The sequence below is a fragment of the Herminiimonas fonticola genome, assembly GCF_003293745.1.
Classification (GTDB): Bacteria; Pseudomonadota; Gammaproteobacteria; order Burkholderiales; family Burkholderiaceae_D; genus Oxalicibacterium; species Oxalicibacterium fonticola.
This window is the reverse complement of sequence record NZ_PTLZ01000004.1, coordinates 204,490-223,203: the sequence shown is the minus strand read 5'-3', so window position 1 is coordinate 223,203 and position 18,714 is coordinate 204,490. Positions and strand designations below refer to the sequence as shown.

The window sequence follows — 18,714 nt, the reverse complement described above, 5'->3', positions numbered from 1 at the left end:
TGTCTTTAAAAACAATCCAATAAAATCAGACCATTAAAAACGCCAAAACCCGCTGCGGACCAACACCGGAGCGGGTTTACAACTAAGTTCTTGAACCGCACGCACATCAGGCGCGCAGCTTTCAAGAATTAGTACAGCTTCTTAGGCAATTGCTGGCTGCGGATACGCTTGTAATGGCGTTTCACAGCTGCAGCGAGCTTGCGCTTACGTTCAGCAGTTGGCTTCTCGTAAAACTCGCGCGCACGCAAATCGGTCAGCAAACCGGTTTTTTCAATAGTGCGCTTGAAGCGACGCATAGCGACTTCGAACGGCTCGTTTTCTTTAAAGCGGATAGTGGTCATGTAAGGTAAACCAATGTTGGGTAGTGAGTCGAAGAGTATAGCAGTCTTGTTTAGCAAATGGAAGACTCTTTATTTACCGATGTTCAATTTGAAGGAAAAATACCACGGAATCCACTAATTTACGCGGGGTCACTAAACGGATTGCCCCGCCGCAACACCTGAAGCCCACGCCCACTGGAAGTTATAACCGCCCAACCAGCCGGTGACGTCGACTGATTCTCCTATGAAATGCAAACCCGGCACTTTATTAGTCATCATGGTCTGCTGCGACAATTCACGCGTATCGATGCCACCCAGAGTGACTTCCGCCTTGCGATAACCTTCCGAGCCGTTCGGAATAATGTTCCAGCGATTAATTGAGGCACCCAACTGACGCAGTTGCTTGTCTTGCATGTCGGCAACGCGCGCATCACTTTTAAAACCATTCACGATCAGCCATTCGTCAGCCAGCCGTGACGGCAACCATTGCGCCAATTGATTGCCGAGATTTTTCTTGCTGCTGGATTTACCCTCTATCAGCGCTTTGGCAATATCGACTTCGGGCACCAGATTAATAATCAAGGGTGTACCCGGCTCCCAGAAACTGGAAATCTGCAGAATCGCCGGGCCGGACAGGCCGCGATGTGTAAACAGTAAATCTTCCTTGAAATAACCGCGTGCTTTCTTGACGCCGGTTTCTACTTCCACCGGCAAGGCGATGCCAGCCAGCGGCACGAAAGGCTCCCAACTTGCCAGATCAAAAGTCAAAGGTACCAGGCCAGGACGCGGCTCCACCATTTTCAAATCGAATTGTTTGGCTATGCGATAAGCAAAATCAGTCGCACCGATTTTAGGAATCGACAAGCCACCAGTCGCAATCACGACACTGCTTGCGAGTATTTCGCCGGTATTGGTTTCAATGCGGAACAAGTCATCGCTTTTGTTTACAGCCTTCACGCTACATGGCATGCGCCACGCCACGTTACCGAGCGCGCATTCGGCTTTCAACATGCTGATGATGTCTTCTGCTGAATCGTCACAAAACAATTGGCCTTTGTGTTTCTCGTGATACGCGATGCGATAACGCTTCATCAAGGCGAGAAAATCCTGCGGCGTGTAGCGCGACAAGGCACTTTTGCAAAAATGGGGATTCTGCGACAGGAAGTTTTGCGGCGTGGCGTCTATGTTGGTGAAATTGCAGCGACCGCCGCCAGAGATGCGGATTTTTTCTGCGAGCTTGGCGGCGTGATCGATCAGCAGCACGCTTTTGCCACGTTGCCCGGCGACGGCCGCGCACATCATGCCCGCGGCACCGGCACCGATTACGGCAACATCAACTTGTTTTGTCATGACTTACTACCAGCGAGAAAAAGTAAGTCGTGATTGTAAGCGCAGCCGGCCAGGAGGACGCGGCTGTTTTCATTTCAAAACCTTATGCTGTCATTTTTTGCAATACGATATCGCGCAGAGTTTGCACGTCGGATTGCTTGGCAAATTCCGTCGCGCAGCGCACAACATCGCCGATCACGATGATGGCGGGGCTACCTATCGTCGATGCAGCTAAAGCTTGTGGCAATTCTGCCAGGGTCGTAATCAATTGCGCTTGCGCCATGCCGGTTGCTGATTGAATCACGGCGACTGGCGTGCTGCCGGCTTTACCACCTTCCAGCAAGGCAGCCTGAATTTCTGTCGAGCGGGCGACGCCCATGTAAATCACCAGCGTCAGATTGAGTTTGGCCAGCGTATTCCAGTCAGGGTTGGATTCTGCGTTTTTGCCGTGACCGGTGATAAAGATTGCGCCCTGACTCCATTCTCTATGTGTGAGTGGAACGCCGATAGATGCAGGCGCAGCAAGACCGCTACTGATGCCGTTAATGACTTCGACTTCAACGCCTTCAGCTTGCAGATGATCACGCTCTTCGCCGCCACGGCCGAAGATAAACGGATCGCCGCCTTTCAAGCGCACGACGCATTGTCCGGCTTGCGCTTCGGACAACATCAAACGTTCGATGAATTCTTGTGGGGTTTGTTTGCAGCCGCCGCGCTTGCCGACGTTGACGATGCGCGCAGTTGCTGGCGCATATTGCAAGACTTCAGGATTGACCAGATCGTCGATCAGGATCACATCCGCCTGGGCGATGGCTTTTACCGCCTTGATTGTCAGCAGATCCGGATCACCTGGACCTGCGCCGACCAAAAATACTTTACCTAATACCTTACCGAACTGCTCCATCTTGACCACCATGTTTACTTTGTAGATGTTTAGCTACAAGCAAACACTGTTCCACCTGCTCTAAAATGGAGACAGGGATAGGTTCTTCGCCGCGCAGCGCGGCTTCTATCCATCTAGCCGTCGTAAGAGCGTCACGTTCCGCAGGCAATGGCGGTAATTCGTCAGTCGGCTCCTGTTTTTGCACCAGAATTGTGCACTCACTGTCATGCATCCAGCTTATTTGTTGTGCACGCTTGGCATTGGCGACAGTTTCGCCTTCAGTACCACGCATTAAAAACACTTCACCGCGCTCTGATGGTGCAGCCGTCGTGAAATAAGTAGTCAACATGGCAAGGTACTCAGGATGCGTGTACGAGGTCAGGCGCAAGGCCGGCGTGGCAAACGGCTGCATGATCTTGACCAGGGTATGCGTAGAGTTACGCACGCCAAGTATGCGGCGCATCGCCAGCAAACGCGACATGCGCGGAGCCAGATCTTCAATCGGCATCAATACAGGCGCACGGCGCGCAAACTGTTCGGCAACTTGCTGCGCATTGTGCGAAACCGGATAACCGAGTTCCTTCAAAATTTCCGCACTCGTCACCCGACCTGGGTCGCTAGTCACGCCGTGGATAAATACAGGCGCACCTTCGCGTGCCAGCAGCAATGCCATCAAAGGCAGCAAGTTAGGCATCTGACGCGCGCCGTTATAACTCGGGATCACGATAGGTGCATACTCGCTGACCGGCGCAACCAAAGGTTCGAACGATGCTTCTGCCGCATCGACAAAGCCGGCAATCTCATCCACCGATTCACCCTTGATGCGCATCGCCAGCATGATGCCGCCCATTTCCAGATCGGACACTCGTCCGTCCAGCATGGCTGCATACAATAGCTTGGCATCGTCGCGCGACAAACTGCGCGCGCCTTTGACGCCACGCCCGATTTCCTTGATGAAACGAGCAGTAGCGAGTGGTTCGGTATTGGAAGGATTTTGCATGCCGCAGAGGGTACACCGAAGCCCGATTCTGCGAAAGTGCAGAACCGGGGAAAGGCGAAGGAAAATTTACAGCGAAAATTAAAATGAAAAGTACGGTAGCTTAGGCAGCTTTGGCAGGCATCTGTTGGCTGGAAATGATTTTCTTCAATTCCGGCACGCATGATCCGCAGTTGGTGCCGCACTTCAATGTCTGCTGCAAACCAGCCAGTTTCACATCGACGTCACCACGCACGCCGATCAAGCTATCGTTGATTTCCGTTTCGGAGATATTGAAGCAGTTGCAGACGATACGTCCACGCGACTTGAAGTTTTGCGGCGGCTTGTTCGATGGCATCAACAACAAGCGACCCAATGCAGCAACCGGTTGTTCGCTTTCCAGATATTCCTTCAACCAGCCTTCGGCAGAAATATCACCCGCGAGTGCTACCGCCTGCAACTTGCCATCGACAATCAGAATGCGACGCGAATTGCCGCGCTTGGTATCGTCATAGCGCAGCACTTGTGCACCGGCGATGCTGAATTTTTCTTCTATCTCTGCAGTCAACGCTGGATTCGCGGCGTAATCGTCCGCTGCGCGGAATAAGACGCCAACTTTATCGCGCCCAAACAGCGTGCACGACGCATACGCGAACTTGCGCATCATGGGCCGCAACGCCGTTTGCAAGTCGAGCAGCTTGGCTTCGTCTATCCAGCCGAACACGATAAAGCGCCAAGGGAATTCTGCTTTCAAAATCTTGACTGCGGCATGCTTCAACTCAGGCTGCTTGGAGCTGGGGTCATATGCCGGTGTGGTCAACGCGTTCACACCGTAAGTGCCATCACCATCGCGGCCACGACCGGATACATATTCCTCGCCCCAATGCATGCCGATGAAAGCCTGCCCCGCGCGCATATCATCACCCAATGCAACCGGGAAAATCTGTGAACCGCGTTTGCTAGTCACATGCACCAGGTCACCGACATTAAGCAGGCGGCGCTCCATATCCACTTTGGACAAGACAACCGACGGTTCCGACGCATGCGAAAACAATTGCGCGACGGTACCGGTACGGCTCATGCCATGCCATTGATCGCGCAAACGTCCCGTCGTTAAATGGAAGGGGTAACGTGCATCAACGGGTTCAGCGACTGGCTGATAAACCGTGTTGGCAAACTTCGCGCGGCCGGTCGCCGTCGGGAATATGCCATCTTCATACAAACGTTTCTTGCCGGTAGTCGCGCCTTCTGGAAACGGCCATTGTTGCGGGCCTTGTTCTTCCAGCAGTTTGAAGCTCAAACCTGTGATATCCAGGTCGCGGCCACGGGTAGATTCGCGATGTTCATTCCAGATTTCTTCTGTCGTTTCAAACGGGAAGATAGACGATGGTTTGCCGAGTGCACCTTCCAGCTTGCGCGCGAAGTCGACTGCGATTTCCCAATCGTGTTTAGTTTCGGCCAGCTTCGGCAACACGGATTTGAAACGCGTAATGCGACGTTCGGAATTGGTAACCGTGCCTTCTTTCTCGCTCCAGGTCGACGCCGGTAACAGCACGTCTGCGTAGTCGCAGCTTGCCGTCGTTTTGTACGCTTCCTGCACGATGACGAGTTCGGCATTGCGCAGTGCTTCGCGGATCATGGCCTGCTCAGGCATCGATTGCGCCGGGTTGGTACAGACGATCCAGATGATCTTGATGTCACCGGTGTGTACCGCTTCGAACATTTCCACAGCACTTTTTCCAGGTGTCGCCGGTACATCGGCCACACCCCATAATTTTGCGATTTCTGCGCGATGCTGCGGGTTCGCCAGATCGCGATGCGCCGACAACATGGTGGCGAGGCCGCCAACTTCTCGACCGCCCATCGCATTCGGTTGGCCGGTTAATGAAAACGGTCCTGCGCCAGGCTTGCCGATTTGATGTGTGGCCAGATGCAGGTTGATCAGTGCCGCGTTTTTTGCAGTGCCGGATGAGGATTGATTCAAACCCTGGCAATACATGGACAAGGTTGCTTTCGATTTGCCGAACATGCGTGCGGCCTGCATCAAATCTTCTTCTTTGATGCCGCAGATATCGGCAACAAATTTAGGTGTGTACTCGCGCACGGTTTGCTTTAGTTCGGCAAAACCTTCCGTGTGCGCTTCAATATATTCGAGGTCGACCAGGTCTTCCCACAAACAGATATGCAACATGCCGTTGAACAGCGCGACGTCTGTGCCCGGCAAGATAGGCAAGAACAAATCAGCTTCGCGCGCAGTATCGGTACGGCGCGGATCGGCGACGATGACTTTCAGCAAAGGATTGGCCTTGCGTGCATCTTCGATACGGCGATAGATGATTGGATGCGCGTACGCAGTGTTCGAGCCGACGATAAAAATGACTTGAGCCTGATCGATATCTTCATAGCAAGGTGGCGGCGCGTCGGCACCCAGGGTTTGCTTGTAACCGGCGACTGCACTCGACATGCACAAACGCGAATTGGTATCGACGTTATTGGTGCCGATCAAGCCTTTCGCCAGCTTGTTGAATACGTAGTAATCCTCGGTCAGCAACTGACCAGACAAATAAAAGCCGACGCTATCCGGGCCGTGATCGCGTATCGTGGCGGCAAATTTATTGACGATGAAATCCATAGTCGTCGCCCACGATGTGCGCTCGCGCTCATCGCTGCGGGCCAGACGCATTTCCGGATACAGCGCGCGCGACTGCTGTTGCAGTGCCGGACGCGCAGTTAAATGCAAGGTGCTGCCCTTGGTACACAGACGGCCGAAGTTGGCCGGATGATCCGGATCGCCGCGCACGGCGATCACCTTCTCTCCATCGCTTTGAATCAAGACACCGCAGCCCACCCCGCAATAACAGCAGGTGGCTTTGGTTTCGGTCGGAAGTTGCGCTACTGCGGATGCATTTGCAGCAGATGCCGTTGCAGATTCAGGCCGGGCAGCAGAAAGCAGTGATTCACTCATGCAGCGGCAGCCTCGCTGACCGGCGCATTCAGTTCGATTACATCCAGATAGACATCACCGCCTTCAACCTTGACGCTGTATTTTTGTGTGCAGCCTTCGTCCGGTGCAGCGGCACAGCCATCGCCCAAGCCTATGCTCCAGTTGTGCAAGGGACAGGCGACGCGCTCGCCGAACACAATACCTTGCGACAGAGGGCCACCCTTGTGCGGGCAGCGATCCAGCAAGGCGAAAACCTTGTCTTCGCTATTGCGAAAAATGGCGACGTTCGGCTTGTCTGTGCGATTGACGACGCGGGAACCGAGGACTGGAATGTCCGTTACCTTGCAGATGACTTTCCATTGGTTTGACATACATGACCTTGATAAAAATTGTTATAGATGTTGTTTACTGCGGTTGTGTGCTGTGTAATTGGCACTCGTACATTAAGCGCGAGTGCCATCCTGATTAGATCGACAATGGCTCGAATTGACGCGTATCGACCATCGCTTTTTCAGGTTCATGCCAAGGATCGGCTTCACCTTCGAGCGAGAACAACAAGCGCTCGTACAAGGCCTTGCGGTTTTCCTCATCTTCCAGCACTTTTTGTTTCGCATGATCAAGACCAACACGCGCAAGGTAATGCACGGTTCGTTCCAGGTACCAGCCTTCTTCACGATACAACTGCAGGAAGGCACCAGCGTATTCCAGCACTTCTTCATGCGTTTTCAGTTTGACAAAGAATTCTGCAACTTCTGTCTTGATGCCGCCGTTGCCGCCTACATAGAGTTCCCAACCGGAATCGACGCCGATAATGCCTACGTCTTTGATACCGGATTCTGCGCAGTTGCGTGGGCAACCAGAGACAGCAAGTTTAACCTTGTGCGGAGCATACATCCGTGCCAGTTGACGCTCAAGTTGTTGCCCCATCTTGGTCGAATCCTGAGTACCGAAACGGCACCATTCCGAACCTACGCAAGTCTTCACTGTACGCAAACCTTTTGCATACGCAAGACCGGATGGCATGCCGAGGTCATGCCAGACTTCGCGCAAATCTTCCTTTTTCACACCCAGCAAATCGATGCGCTGACCACCGGTAACCTTGACAGTAGGAATCTTGAACTTGTCGACCACGTCGGCGATGCGGCGCAGTTCTGACGAGTTGGTTTCGCCGCCCCACATACGTGGAATCACCGAGAAAGTGCCGTCTTTCTGGATGTTCGCGTGTGCGCGTTCATTGATGTAACGCGATTGCGGATCGTCCTTGGCTTCATGCGGCCAGGTCGAGATCAGGTAATAGTTGATACCCGGACGGCAGCTTGAGCAACCGTTAGGCGTACGCCAGCTCATCTTTTGCTGCACTTCTGCGACCGACAACATCTTGTCTTTCTTGATCGCATCGCGCACTTCTTGATGCGTATGATCGGTACAGCCGCACATCGGTTTGGCTTTGCTCGATACCGAGTAATCACCACCGGCAGTTGCCATGATGATTTGTTCAACCAGACCGGTACACGAACCGCAAGAGGCAGATGCCTTGGTATGCTTGCGCACGTCTTCGATCGTGAACAGGCCTTTTTCCTTGATTGCCGTAACGATGGTGCCTTTGCACACGCCGTTACAGCCGCAGACTTCTGCGCTGTCAGGCATTGCGGCCGCTTTGCTGAAACCTTCATGACCCGTGTCACCTGGACGAGTGGTATTGGCTTCGCCGAACATCAGGGAATCACGAATTTCGCTGATGTCTTTGCCTTCGCGCAACAAGCTGAAGTACCAGCTGCCATCGACGGTGTCACCGTACAAACAAGCGCCGACCAGTTTGTCGTCTTTCAAGACCAACTTTTTATACACGCCGCCTATAGGATCGGACAACATGATTTCTTCCGTACCTTCACCACCGAGGAATTCACCGGCCGAGAACAAGTCAATGCCGGTTACTTTCAGTTTGGTCGAGGTAACGGAACCTTGATAACGGCCGATACCGAAGTTGGCCAAATGATTGGCGCAAACTTTTGCCATTTCAAACAAGGGGGCAACCAGGCCGTATGCAGTACCGCGATGATTGACGCATTCACCAACTGAATACACCTTAGGATCGTAGGTTTGCATCGTATCGTTGACGACGATACCGCGATTGCAATAGATGCCGGTTTCTTCAGCGAGTTGTGTGTTCGGGCGTATGCCGACGGCCATCACGACCAGTTGCGCCGGGATTTCTGTACCGTCGGTAAAGCGCAATGCCTTGACGCGACCGTTTTCATCACCGATGACTTCTTGCGAATTTTTACCGAGCAGGAAGTTGAGGCCGCGATCTTCCAGCGATTTTTGCAGCATCTTGCCAGCGACGTTATCGAGTTGGCGTTCCATCAGTGTTTCCGGCAAATGAACCACCGTAACGTTCATGCCGCGCAGCTTCAAACCGTTGGCTGCTTCCAGACCCAGCAAACCGCCACCGATGACAACCGCATCGGTATGCACTTTGGCCGCTTCTATCATCGCGTTGGTATCGTAGATATCACGATAGGAAATCACACCTTCCAGATCTTTACCCGGAATCGGCAACATGAAAGGATTGGAACCGGTAGCCAGCAACAGGCGATCGTATTCGGCAGTAGTACCGTCATCTGCAATCACTACACGTTTGACGCGATCGATCTTGACGATCTTTTTGCCCAAGTGCAGTTTGATGTCGTTTTCTACATACCAGTCGACATCGTTCAACATGATGTCCTGGATAGTTTGCTCACCGGCCAAAACCGGGGACAGCAAAATACGGTTGTAATTGGCATAAGGCTCGGCGCCGAATACCGTAATGTCATATAAGTCCGGTGCAATCTTGCGTAATTCTTCCAAAGTACGCACGCCTGCCATACCGTTACCGACCATGACCAGTTTCATTTTTTTCATCGCTGCATCCCACAGATTTGTTGTTCGCGAATTCAAATAAGCAAAACAGATGCCAGTTTTACTTTTTGTGCGCTTTTCTCGAAAAAAGCTGTTTCTGCACCAATAGAAAGTAATTTGCGCACTTAACAAGTGCAATATGCCTTTTATTTGGTGCAGTGCTACTCATGGAATTCAAGGAGCATTAAGCGCGCCCATTCGTGGACTGTGCTTGCACTAAAGTGGCATAACCCTTGCATATTTAGATGCATATTGTCTAACTCAGCGAGATCTCATGCAAAAATCATCATTCTGGAAAGCGGGTCATACACCTACCCTGCTTGCTTCATTCTTTTACTTCGACCTGAGTTTCATGGTCTGGGTCATCCTCGGTCCACTGGCCGTTCAAATTTCCGGCGACCTAGGCCTGACTCCCGCACAAAAAGGACTGATGGTTGCCACTCCTTTATTGTCAGGTGCCTTATTACGCATCGTCATGGGCGTACTGGTTGATCATTTGAAACCGAAAAAAGCCGGCATCATCGGCCAGGTCATCGTCATGAGCGGCATGTTGTGGGCATGGCTGGGCGACTTGAGCACTTATCACACGATGCTGGCGTTCGGCGTCATCCTCGGTTTCGCCGGTGCGGCATTTGCTGTCGCGCTGCCGCTGGCGTCGCGCTGGTATCCACCTGAACATCAAGGTACTGCGCTGGGTATTGCGGGTGCCGGTAACTCGGGCACCGCTTTCGCTGCATTGTTTGCGCCAACACTGGCCATCATCTTCGGCTGGCAAAATGTGTTCGGCCTGTGTCTGATTCCGCTGAGCGTGGCTTTTATCGTCTATCTGGTATTTACCAAGGATGCGCCTAATGCACCGCCAGCAAAATCGCTGCTTGAATATCTGCATGTATTGAAAGACAAGGATGCATGGTGGTTCATGTTCTTCTATAGCGTGACCTTTGGCGGCTTCTCTGGTCTGGCATCGTCGCTGACGATTTACTTCAATGGTCAATATGGCTTGTCACCAGTGACCGCCGGTTATTTCACCGCAGCATGCGTATTCGCCGGCTCTGCCATCCGTCCATTGGGCGGCCGTCTGGCCGACCGCATAGGCGGCATCAAAACTTTGTCTATGATGTATATGCTGGCAGCAAGCTTCATGCTGATCGCCAGCTTCGGTTTGTCATCGGCAGGCGCGGCTGTCGCTATCTTCGTACTCGCGATGCTGGCACTGGGTGTGGGCAACGGCGCGGTATTCCAATTGGTCCCGCAACGCTTCCGCAAGGAAATCGGTGTCATGACTGGTTTGGTCGGCATGGCTGGCGGCATAGGTGGTTTCTATCTGGCATCCAGCCTTGGTTACTCGAAGCAATTAACCGGCAGCTATCAAGGCGGGTTGATTGTGTTCGCGGCATTGGCCATCGTTGCCTTGCTCGGTTTGTCCGCAGTGAAAAATCGCTGGCGTACAACCTGGGGCAGCGCGGCCATGACGAATGCAAAAATCTGATTCAGTATCTGTCACGTGTTTAAAAGCGCATTGTCCAAACCGATGCTCATCATGATGAAAACTTTGTCGTCCGCACCATGCCGCTAAAAATCGCTGCGGGTTACGCCACGCGTGCAGGCCAACGCCCGCGTAACGAAGATTTTGTCGGCATGGTCATGCCGGACGAACCGGAGTTATCGAGCAAAGGAATGATCGCGGCCATTGCTGACGGCGTATCCGGCAATGAAGGTGGGCGCGAAGCATCCGAGTACACAATACGCGGCTTGCTGAGCGATTACTACGCGACCTCCGATACGTGGCCGGTCACGCAATCGCTGGATCGCGTGCTGAAGGCTATCAACAGCTGGGTGCAGCATCAAGGGTCGATACGTGCCGAACTCGCGGGCATGGCGACGACGCTGACGTCACTGGTATTGCGCGGCAATTTTTATTATTTTGCGCACGTAGGCGACACACGTCTGTATCTATTAAGGAAAGGTGTGTTGACGCGCCTCACCGCAGATCATGTGTGGGACAGGCCGGAAATGCAGCACGTATTGACGCGCGCAATCGGGCTAGACTCGCAACTGGCGATCGATCACGGCATGGGTGAGTTGCATGAAGGCGATGCATTCCTGCTGGCTACCGATGGCGTATGGGCTTCGATATCTGAATACGATCTCACCGACCATCTATCGCAACTTGTCAGCAAACAGCATGAAGCGGAAGCCATCGCCAATACCTTGATCGACAGCGCACTGGCTGCCGGCGCACAAGACAATGTCAGCGCGCTGGTTGTACGTGTCGATGCCTTGCCGGAAACAAATTTGCGTGATGCCCTGTCCGGCTCGCAGCAACTTCCAGTGCCGCCCAAATTGAAAGTAGGCCAGGTCATAGACGGCTATACCGTCGAAGAACAAATACACGCATCGACGACGACCTTGCTCTATCGCGTCTCTGAACCACGCTCTGGCAATCACACACCGCGCAAGCTGGTCTTGAAAACCTTACATCCGGATCGCGCGCAAGACGTACATGAGCGCTCGGCATTTGCGCATGAAGAGTGGCTGGCGAAACGCGTAGTCGCGCGCTTCTTCCCGCAGATCATTACGCCAGAACAAAAAACCTATCTCTACTATCTGACCACCTGGCACGCAGGCAATACGCTGCAACAGCATCTGGATGCAGGTGAGCACTTCACGATTCCGGATGTAATCGCGCACGGTACCAAACTGGTACGCGCCATCGGCGCACTACACAGACGCAGCATCATTCATAGAGACATCAAGCCGGGCAACATCCATTTGGGCGACGATGGCGAGTTGCGCATTCTGGATCTTGGCGTCGCACAATCGGGATTGGAAGCGGAAGATGAAGTACGTGCGCCACGTGCCGGCACACCATCCTTCCTCGCGCCTGAGCAATTCAATAATGCACCCGCATCACGTCAAACCGATTTGTATGCAACCGGTGTGACACTTTATCTGTTGCTGACGCGGCATTTTCCCTACGGCGAAATCGAACCGTTCCAGACGCCGCGCTTTGGTGAAGCCGTGGTTCCTAGTCGTTACCGGCCGGATCTGCCTTTGTGGCTGGAGAATGTTTTACTCAAGGCAGTAGCGCGTGATCCGGCGGATCGCTTTGAAACTGCCGAAGAATTTTTACTGGCGCTGGAACGTGGCGCCAGTCGGCCACTTGCTCCCATCGCACCCAAAGCTTTGGCAGAACGTGATCCGGCTTCCGTATGGCGTGCGGTGGCGACCATCTCCATCGTCATCAATCTTCTATTGCTGTATCTGCTGGTGGTTCGCTGATTCAGATTCAATGTCAGGCAGCCGCGCCGTTGAGCGCGGCTTTCACCAGATCATCAATCTCGTGCGTGATATTCGACAGCACACCGGCTACCACCGAGAATTCCTTGCCGGCCTGTCCCGCCCGTGCTGCAACAATACGGGCGTTCATCGCCACCATATTCGCTTCGCGCGCAATCGTTTCAATCTCGGTCATGATGCTACGCAACTGATTGCGCATCAGTCGCGCGTGCTTTTTCGACTGCTCCTCATAAACCGATGTGATCTGGTTAAGAATCGCCAGCAGTGGCGTCGTGACCTGCACCAACTCGGCCAGTAATTCAGGCGCAGCTCTGAGCTTGTCTTCGATCGCATTCAGCGTGCGTCCGGCAAGATCCATAAAATAACAAATCTTGCGGTCACCCTCGGCTTTCCCGAAATAGACTTCCTCCAGCTCTGGGCAAAACACGCCAGGCAGATCGCCAGAGCGCTTGAGCAGGGAGGCATGCGCGCCACGGAACAAGCCCAATGCTTCACGTCCTATTGCAGCGGCATTTGCATGACCTTGCGACGCCAATACCGCATACAGCACGAGTCGCTGCGAAGTAAAGCGGCGACGACCGGACAGATTAATCAGCATGCCGAAAATTTCACCCGACAAAGGGACAACAGATTCATCTTCCGCAGATGCATCTGCTTCACTTGCTGTTTGTAGTGCTATTCCGCGTTCGGTTTCATGTTTAACGTGGACGGCATTGACGACATGCTCATCATTGACGGCAACCGGCAAAGCCGGTGCCGCAGTTTTTGTTTCACGTAAAGCAGCCTGGGGCATCATGGCCTGTGTCCTTATAACTTGTCACTCAGCTTGAATGATTAATGATTAGAACGCTGTCAGATCAGGCCGCTTCCTTGGCAGGATGCGACTGACGATGGTATAAAAATTCCAGCACTGCAGTACGATATTGCGAATACAAAGGATCCTGTGCCAGCGCAACACGTTCACGGGGTCGTGCCAGTTTCACTTCCAGCACTTCGCCAATGGTGGCCGATGGGCCATTCGTCAACATCACGATCTTGTCCGACAGCAGTACTGCTTCATCGACGTCATGCGTCACCATCACGACAGTGGAGCCGGTCGCTGCAACGATCTTCAACAACTCATCCTGCAAGTGCGCGCGGGTCAATGCATCGAGCGCACCGAACGGTTCATCCATCAACAAAACTTTCGGCTCCATCGACAAGGCACGAGCAATACCAACACGTTGCTTCATGCCGCCGGAAATTTCGTTCGGACGTTTTTGTTCAGCGTGTGTCAAACCGACCAATGCCAATGCCGCCTTGGTACGTGCGCGCAATTTGGCTTTGCCTTCCAGCTTGCCGAACACACGTTCCACTGCGAGATACACGTTCTCGAAACAGGTCAGCCATGGCAATAGTGAATGGTTTTGAAACACCACTGCACGCTCTGGCGATGGACCCGCGATTTCACGATTGGCACACAACAACATGCCGTTAGTGGCATGCGTCAAACCTGCGATCAAATTAAGCAATGTCGATTTGCCGCAACCGGAATGTCCGATCAGCGTAATGAACTCGCCTTTCGCAACGGTCAGGTTGATATCAGTCAGCGCATTGAAAACACCTTTCTTGGTATGAAAGGACATTTCCGCATTTTGAATATCGATGAACTTGCTGTTGATGTTATCCATGATGTTTTCCTTGTGCTTCGTTATTCGTTGCAATCCGGTTTGATCTAAATTTCAGGTCAGCGCTTCAAAATTAACTTTTCACATCTTCGTAAGTAAAGACTCTGGCGATACCAACCAGGATCTGTTCCAGTATCAAACCGACGACACCAATGACGACGATGGCAATGATGATGTGTGCCACATTCAGGTTGTTCCATTCATCCCAAACCCAGAAACCGATACCAACGCCGCCAGTCAACATTTCTGCCGCTACGATTACCAGCCATGCAGTACCGATCGCGAGGCGTACACCTGTCAGCATGTATGGCAATACCGATGGGAACAGAATCTTGGTAACGATTTTCCATTCGGACAGATTCAATACCTTGGCAACGTTCATGTAATCCTGCGGTACACGTTGCACACCGACTGCGGTATTGATGATCATTGGCCAGATCGAGCAGATGAAAATAGACCAGATCGCAGCCGGATCAGCAGCCTTGAATACCAGCAAGCCGATAGGCAACCATGCAAGCGGCGATACCGGTTTAAGCAAACTGATCACTGGATTGAACATGCCGGACAAGAACTTGAAACGTCCGATCATGAAGCCCAATGGAATGCCAACCAGTGCGGCCAGGCCGAAGCCGACACCGACACGTTTCAGCGAAGCCAGAATGTTCCATCCTATGCCCTGATCATTCGGGCCATTGCTATAGAACGGATCGGCGAACAATTCCATGGCCGATTTCAAGGTCACCGCTGGCGATGGAATGCCGCTGTTTTTGACGGAGATGATTTCCCACACCAGCATCAGGAAAATCAAACCGAAAATCGGCGGCAATACTGCCAGAAAGAAAGGACGCAAAGAAAACTTGCTGCCCTTTGCTTTCGGTTTCTCGATAACGACTGCTGGCGCGTCCGCATTTTGCATGACACTCTCCGATTTTCTGGGTTCGACCGATGCCGCGATGGTCGCGTTTTCTGCTGTATGCATGATTGCGCTCATGATGATTCCTTATGCTTTGATCTTGAATGATTCCGCGTAAGCTTTTGGATTTTTGCCGTCCCACACCACGCCATCGATCAACTTCGAAGACCGCATGACATTTTTCGGGATAGGCACATTTGCCATCGTTGCCGCTTCCTTGTAGAGGTCAATGCGATTGACCGATTTGGCTGTACCCAGATAATCCGGCTCGCCTTTTGCCAGGCCCCAGCGTTTGTGCTGTGTCATGAACCACATGCCATCTGACAGATACGGGAAGTTGGTCGAACCTTCGTTGTAAAACTTCATGTAGTTAGGGTCATCCCACGTTTTGCCCATGCCATCCTGGTAGCGGCCGAGAATACGTTGATTGATGACGTCGACTGAGGTATTGACGTAAGACTTGGCAGCAATCGTTTCTGCCATTTTGTTTTTGTTCGACAAGGATGCATCGATCCAGCGACCTGCTTCCAGCACAGCGGCAGTCAAAGCACGTGCTGTGTTAGGATTTTTCGCGACCCAATCTGATGTGGTGCCGAGAACTTTTTCTGGATGATCTTTCCAGATGTCTTGTGTGGTGGCAGCAGTGATGCCAATGCCATCAACAATCGCGCGGTGATTCCATGGTTCGCCAACGCAGAAGCCATCCATATTGCCGACGCGCATATTCGCAACCATTTGCGGTGGCGGCACAGTAATGACTTTGGCGTCTTTCATCGGATTGATGCCGTAGGTCGCGAGCCAGTAGTACAACCACATCGCATGTGTGCCGGTAGGGAAAGTTTGCGCGAATGTGTATTCGCGTTTTTCCATTTGCATCAACTTGGCCAGACCTGTGCCATTCACGGCACCAGCGTCTGCCAGTTTTTTGGAAAGCGTAATCGCTTGGCCGTTGTTGTTCAGATTCATCAAGACAGCCATGTCTTTCTTGGCACCACCTATGCCTTCATGCACGCCATAAACCAGGCCATACAAGACGTGCGCCGCATCCAGTTCGCCATTCACCAGCTTGTCGCGTACACCCGCCCATGACGATTCCTTGGTTGGAATAATCTTGATGCCGTATTTTTTATCGAAGCCCATGACCGAGGCCATGACCACCGATGCGCAATCCGTCAAAGGAATGAAGCCGACTTTGACTTCTTCTTTTTCCGGCTTGTCTGAACCTGCAGCCCATACACCTTGAGTTGCCAATCCACCGAAGGCCGATGCGGTCAGGGCCGTCCCTGCTTTCAAGACTGTGCGCCGTGTCATATTGAATTTCCTGTCGTTCGTTGTCATGGTGATCCTCAAGGGTTTTCGCAATAAAAAAAGGACGTCCGGTCAGCAAGAGCAATGCTCTTGCGACACGGACGTCCTTGTCCTGAACCATCCCGGCCATCATTGGCCAGTACAGTTTTTAATTCGTAGCACCTTCGTTGGTGCTAGCTACACTTTAGCAATTGGTGTGCCAGCGCTTATTCGCTGATTTGGTGAAGATAATGTGCACTTGATAAGCAACTATCGCTCTTTTTTTGTGCGGCGCATTTATTTAGTGCGACAACCAATCGTAAATTTCACCTGTAATCTTCACGCTGTGTATCAACCCAATAAGTCAGCAACATCCAATATGCGTTGTGCCAATTCGGACAACTTCAAATTCTTGTCCATCGCCAGACGTCGCAGTTTTGAATAAGCCTCGTCTTCGGAAATTTTGTGACGTTCCATCAGCAAACCCTTGGCGCGTTCTATCGTCTTGCGCTCTGCCAGTTTGAGTTTGGTATCGGATAACTCGGTACGTAATTTCTGCTCGGCATTGAAACGCGCCAAAGCGACATCCAGCACCGGCTTGATGCGCTCGGATTGCAAACCCGCCACCACATAAGCCGACACGCCGGCCGCCATTGCAGCTTCCATACTGGAGGTCGCGTGATCCTCAGTAAACAAGACGATAGGTCGCCGTGCTTCACGCGTCGCCATCACGACGTGCTCCAGCACATCGCGCGAATCGGATTCGGCATCGATGATGATCATGTCCGGCTGCAATTGCGCAACGCGATCCGGCAAATGCATATCGGCAGGGAAAACCGCGATGATGTTGTAACCGGCTTCAAGCAAGCCAATACGCAGCGCGCGTGCGCGCTCCGCCTGCATCCATGCATGTTCATCCTGCTCGCCTTCGGGCGGCATGACAGTATTAACGACGACGATACGTAGCGAGCGCACGTCAGAACGTGCATCGGAGCGCATGTCAGAGTGTGAGTCGGATTTTGGAGTTTCAATCATTGCAACATTCTCAAAGCGAGTGATACGGTCTTGTACCAGAATAAGCTACAATCCACGCAAGAATCACACCACATACTGCATTTTTCCCGCACCTTTACTCCATGCTTGTTCTCGGTATCGAATCCTCCTGCGATGAAACAGGTCTCGCGTTGTACGACACGCAACGCGGCTTGCTCGCGCACGCACTTTATTCGCAAGTAAAAATGCATGAAGAATACGGCGGCGTCGTGCCGGAACTGGCATCGCGCGACCATATACGCCGTGCCATTCCCTTGCTGGAACAAGTATTTGCCGAAAGCGGCGTCGCACACGATGCAATCGATGCGATTGCGTATACACAAGGCCCGGGCCTGGCCGGCGCATTACTGGTCGGCGCATCGGTCGCCTGCGGCCTTGGCCTGGCATTGGATAAACCGATATTGGGTGTACATCACCTTGAAGGCCATTTGCTGTCGCCCTTGCTGGCCAGCGAACCGCCGGAATTTCCCTTCATTGCATTGCTGGTTTCCGGCGGTCACACGCAATTGATGCGCGTCGATGGTGTCGGGCAGTACACAATGCTGGGCGAAACACTGGACGATGCAGCCGGCGAAGCATTCGATAAATCCGCCAAGTTGCTCGGCCTCGGTTATCCGGGTGGGCCCGCTATTTCGCGCATGGCCGAGTTCGGCGATCCGACTGCTTATAAATTACCGCGTCCGATGCTGCATTCGAAAAATCTAGATTTCAGTTTTTCCGGATTGAAGACTGCAGTGCTAACAGTCGTCAAAAACCAGACCACGAATATCTGCGAACAAGACAAGGCCAATATCGCGCGCGCCTTCGTTGATGCGATCGTTGAAGTACTCACAGCTAAATGCGTCACCGCACTCAAACACACAGGCTTGAAACGCCTGGTGATTGCCGGCGGCGTCGGCGCGAACCGCCAACTGCGCGATTCACTGAATGCAGCCGCCGCGAAAAAACACTTCAAGGTGTTTTATCCGGAACTGGAATTTTGTACCGACAACGGCGCGATGATTGCATTCGCAGGCGCGATGCGCTTGCAGATCAATCCTGATGCGGCGAAAAAAGACTATGCCTTCAACGTCAAACCACGCTGGCCGCTGGATAGCATCAGCGAAATCTAAAAATCACGCAGTACGAAATTATCGTCACT

The 18,714-nt window shown here is 52.6% G+C and carries 15 protein-coding genes; 3 read left to right on the top strand and 12 right to left on the bottom strand.

Annotated elements, in window-relative coordinates:
* Positions 1–128: 128 nt before the first annotated feature.
* From rpsU to nirB, 7 genes are all read right to left on the bottom strand, one after another.
* Positions 129–341: a 30S ribosomal protein S21 gene (gene rpsU / locus Hfont_RS13435; protein ID WP_112992919.1), complete on the bottom strand. Its 213-nt coding sequence runs from the start codon at positions 339–341 to the stop codon at positions 129–131.
* A gap of 132 nt (positions 342–473) precedes the next feature.
* Positions 474–1,670, bottom strand: a complete 1,197-nt coding sequence (locus Hfont_RS13430; protein ID WP_112992918.1) for a BaiN/RdsA family NAD(P)/FAD-dependent oxidoreductase — start codon at positions 1,668–1,670, stop codon at positions 474–476.
* An 82-nt stretch (positions 1,671–1,752) separates the two neighbouring features.
* Entirely contained in the window at positions 1,753–2,553 is an 801-nt protein-coding gene (cobA, locus tag Hfont_RS13425) for a uroporphyrinogen-III C-methyltransferase (RefSeq protein ID WP_241523119.1), read from the bottom strand.
* Positions 2,537–3,532, bottom strand: coding sequence for a DNA-binding protein YbiB (gene ybiB / locus Hfont_RS13420; RefSeq protein WP_112992916.1), 996 nt, complete (start codon positions 3,530–3,532; stop codon positions 2,537–2,539). The genes cobA and ybiB overlap by 17 nt, the downstream gene beginning before the upstream one ends.
* Before the next feature lie 100 nt (positions 3,533–3,632).
* Entirely contained in the window at positions 3,633–6,473 is a 2,841-nt protein-coding gene (locus tag Hfont_RS13415) for a nitrate reductase (RefSeq protein ID WP_112992915.1), read from the bottom strand.
* The gene (gene nirD, locus Hfont_RS13410; protein WP_112992914.1) at positions 6,470–6,823 is read right to left on the bottom strand and encodes a nitrite reductase small subunit NirD; all 354 of its coding nucleotides are present in this window, start codon (positions 6,821–6,823) and stop codon (positions 6,470–6,472) included. The genes Hfont_RS13415 and nirD overlap by 4 nt, the downstream gene beginning before the upstream one ends.
* A gap of 94 nt (positions 6,824–6,917) precedes the next feature.
* Positions 6,918–9,356, bottom strand: coding sequence for a nitrite reductase large subunit NirB (gene nirB, locus Hfont_RS13405; RefSeq protein WP_112992913.1), 2,439 nt, complete (start codon positions 9,354–9,356; stop codon positions 6,918–6,920).
* A 271-nt stretch (positions 9,357–9,627) separates the two neighbouring features.
* Between nirB and Hfont_RS13400 the strand changes: the two genes are divergently transcribed.
* Positions 9,628–10,842: a nitrate/nitrite transporter gene (locus Hfont_RS13400; RefSeq protein WP_112992912.1), complete on the top strand. Its 1,215-nt coding sequence runs from the start codon at positions 9,628–9,630 to the stop codon at positions 10,840–10,842.
* A gap of 77 nt (positions 10,843–10,919) precedes the next feature.
* On the top strand, positions 10,920–12,635 hold the full coding sequence (locus Hfont_RS13395; RefSeq protein ID WP_112992911.1) for a bifunctional protein-serine/threonine kinase/phosphatase: 1,716 nt from the start codon (positions 10,920–10,922) through the stop codon (positions 12,633–12,635).
* Between the two features lie 13 nt (positions 12,636–12,648).
* Here Hfont_RS13395 and Hfont_RS13390 read toward each other — a convergent pair whose 3' ends face one another.
* The 5 genes from Hfont_RS13390 to Hfont_RS13370 all read right to left on the bottom strand — a co-directional run bounded on the left by Hfont_RS13390 (position 12,649) and on the right by Hfont_RS13370 (position 17,555).
* The gene (locus Hfont_RS13390) at positions 12,649–13,251 is read right to left on the bottom strand and encodes a methyl-accepting chemotaxis protein (RefSeq protein WP_241523126.1); all 603 of its coding nucleotides are present in this window, start codon (positions 13,249–13,251) and stop codon (positions 12,649–12,651) included.
* Between the two features lie 259 nt (positions 13,252–13,510).
* On the bottom strand, positions 13,511–14,323 hold the full coding sequence (locus tag Hfont_RS13385) for an ABC transporter ATP-binding protein (RefSeq protein ID WP_112992910.1): 813 nt from the start codon (positions 14,321–14,323) through the stop codon (positions 13,511–13,513).
* Positions 14,324–14,393: 70 nt separating this feature from the next.
* Positions 14,394–15,311 carry a nitrate ABC transporter permease gene (ntrB, locus tag Hfont_RS13380; protein WP_112992909.1) on the bottom strand — a complete coding sequence of 306 codons (918 nt, stop codon included), beginning with the start codon at positions 15,309–15,311 and terminating at the stop codon, positions 14,394–14,396.
* A gap of 9 nt (positions 15,312–15,320) precedes the next feature.
* A complete protein-coding gene (locus tag Hfont_RS13375; RefSeq protein ID WP_112992908.1) occupies positions 15,321–16,544 on the bottom strand; it encodes a CmpA/NrtA family ABC transporter substrate-binding protein in 1,224 nt (407 codons plus the stop codon).
* A gap of 327 nt (positions 16,545–16,871) precedes the next feature.
* Positions 16,872–17,555 carry an ANTAR domain-containing response regulator gene (locus Hfont_RS13370; protein WP_421801001.1) on the bottom strand — a complete coding sequence of 228 codons (684 nt, stop codon included), beginning with the start codon at positions 17,553–17,555 and terminating at the stop codon, positions 16,872–16,874.
* 101 nt (positions 17,556–17,656) lie between these two features.
* Here Hfont_RS13370 and tsaD point away from each other — a divergent pair, with 101 nt between their 5' ends.
* Entirely contained in the window at positions 17,657–18,685 is a 1,029-nt protein-coding gene (gene tsaD / locus Hfont_RS13365) for a tRNA (adenosine(37)-N6)-threonylcarbamoyltransferase complex transferase subunit TsaD (protein ID WP_112992907.1), read from the top strand.
* Positions 18,686–18,714: the final 29 nt, after the last annotated feature.